Raw genomic sequence first — 2316 nt, forward strand, 5'->3', positions numbered from 1 at the left:
CCTCAATAAAAAAACAAATATGATTATCTGGAATAAAGTCCCTCAAATTCAAAGGAAGTAAAAACACCTGACCAATACTATCTTCATGCAAAACCATAAACACCAACTCAACAAAAACTAAAAAACATTAATAATATATTACACCCCATAATATTTAAAACTAAGCATAACTAAAAAGAATCAAAAAATAATTATTGCACAGCCAATATATAATTAAAAAACATAAATATGTATTAATGGGTATTAATGGTGATTTAATGAATAGTAATCTTAAAATTATAACTTTATTAATTATTCTTGTTCTAGCATTAGGAGCAAGTTTCGCTGTTTTAATTCAGGATAAGCACGTATCAATTAATGGATTAGGAGTTAACGATTCCATAACTAATGACAGCAAAAATACTACCAATATATTGACTAACAATTCTAATATTACTGGTGATACACCTTCTTCAGTAAATGATAGCTCAGCTAGTTCAAATAATGTTAACAGTGATAATGATAATAATAGTAATAATTTAGCTACTAGTAATAATAACAATGTTGAAAAGACTAAATATACTGTTAAAAAAGATAAAAATACCACTAAAAAACAGAATTCTAAGTCAAATAAAAAAGTTTCAAAAACAACAAGCTCAAATAAAAATTCAGGAAATAAAAAGAGTAAGAAATCGGGAAAATAATTGAAAAATCATTTTAAAATATTGATTCACAAAAGGATGAGAATAAATCTTTACTCTAACTTTTCAAATCTTCAATTATTAAATTATTAAATTATTAAATCTACAATTTTAAAAGTGTTTAAATCTGTCTAATTGATCCTAACATACAATCTTCATGATTAATGAGTATTTATAATATTTAATTTCTGAATAAAATAATTAAAGGAATTATTATTATTAATAGCCAATTTTGAGTCGAAATATTTTAAAATTTCATTTAAAAAATCAATTTTTTCATAATGTTCAGGAATAGCATTATCAAATTCTTCTTTAGAACAGTTATAATCCAAATCTTCACAATTGTTCAGCAAAGATTTCTTTTTCAATCCTGAAAAGTACCAACTTTCTATTTCTTCTTCAACAATGACTATTTTTTCAATATCCAGCGACTTGTATTTATTACTAAGTTTATCTTTTATTTTAGTCATACATGGAAAATGATTACTATCTCTATCTGAAACAAATAAATATGTATTATTTGGTGTTTTTTTAGCTTTGCTTATATAACCATTAATAAGCTTATCTGGTTTTTGCACATGGGGAACAATAAATATTGTTTTAATACCTGTACATTCACTTATTATTCCTTTAATCCTCTCAAAAAATCTTTTATCATTATTGTCTTCAACAAAAATATATAATGACTCACACATATTCATCACATCAATAGATCATCGATGAATAAATCTTCAATTCCAATCTCTTCATCTAAAAACATTTTCACATCTTCATTATTTACAGGTTTAGAAATTGTTGAAAATCCATCATCATCTCTCGAAATAAATAGAATGTTTTCAAGAGGAGTATGTTTTAATATCTCACTATTATGTGTGGTGACGATGACTTGTTTTTTCTTTGAAGCTTCTTCCATCATTTGAACTAATCTTGAGATAATTTTCGGATGCAAATTTCTTTCTGGTTCTTCAATTAAAGTTAAATAGGAATTTGTGAAATATAATGCAACTATTAAAGCTATAATGTTGCTTGTTCCATCAGAAATCATCCATCCTGGAATGAAATCCTCTAAATTTTCCAAATATTCTTCCTTAACTTTAAAAATTAAAGAATTATTATCTATTAATTTTTCAGTATCAATATCTTTAACTATTGGAATTAAATCTTTAAGCAAATTAAGAAATTTTCTTTTTTGATCTTTATTGTTAACAATATTTTGTATTACAACTGCTAAATTTTCACCATTTTCTTTTAATTGTTTATTTCCATTGATCTTAGTTAATTCTTTACATTTTTTGGGATCAATATCATAAAATTTAAAATCTTCAAAAATTGATCCCCAATCCATGGGAAAACTGCCTAATGGAGTTTGTAGAAGAGAAATTTCTTTAGTTTCCTTGAATCGTTCTTCAAGAATATTTATGATCACAGGAGGAATTATATTTTCTATTTTAATTGGTAATTCAGAATCAGAAACTAATTCAGTTTTAAAGTTATCTTTTTTTATATTAGATTGGCTGTGCAATGATTATTTTTTGTAAAAATAGATATCTAATTAAAATAAATTAAAATATTTGTAAGTCATTAATACATATTTTTTATAAAAAATAAATGTTTAAAATAGTTATAATTAATAAAT

Annotated in this window: 3 protein-coding genes; 1 reads left to right on the forward strand and 2 read right to left on the reverse strand. The window is 23.8% G+C overall.

Annotated elements, in window-relative coordinates:
- The first annotated feature begins 194 nt into the window (after nucleotides 1–194).
- Nucleotides 195–683: a hypothetical protein gene (locus MBFIL_RS03990; RefSeq protein ID WP_211261708.1), complete on the forward strand. Its 489-nt coding sequence runs from the start codon at nucleotides 195–197 to the stop codon at nucleotides 681–683.
- Between the two features lie 158 nt (nucleotides 684–841).
- On the opposite strand, the gene MBFIL_RS03995 is transcribed toward MBFIL_RS03990, so the two are convergent.
- Together MBFIL_RS03995 and MBFIL_RS04000 are read right to left on the reverse strand one after the other, a co-directional pair.
- Nucleotides 842–1375, reverse strand: a complete 534-nt coding sequence (locus MBFIL_RS03995) for a hypothetical protein (protein ID WP_066971718.1) — start codon at nucleotides 1373–1375, stop codon at nucleotides 842–844.
- A 5-nt stretch (nucleotides 1376–1380) separates the two neighbouring features.
- On the reverse strand, nucleotides 1381–2202 hold the full coding sequence (locus MBFIL_RS04000; RefSeq protein WP_066971720.1) for an AAA family ATPase: 822 nt from the start codon (nucleotides 2200–2202) through the stop codon (nucleotides 1381–1383).
- Nucleotides 2203–2316: the final 114 nt, after the last annotated feature.

The sequence above is a fragment of the Methanobrevibacter filiformis genome, assembly GCF_001639265.1.
GTDB lineage: Archaea > Methanobacteriota > Methanobacteria > Methanobacteriales > Methanobacteriaceae > Methanacia > Methanacia filiformis.

Excerpts from the sequence above, each read along its gene's own strand:
- MBFIL_RS03995 (WP_066971718.1), bottom strand. The coding sequence starts at position 1,375 with ATGTGTGAGTCATTATATATTTTTGTTGAAGACAATAATGATAAAAGA.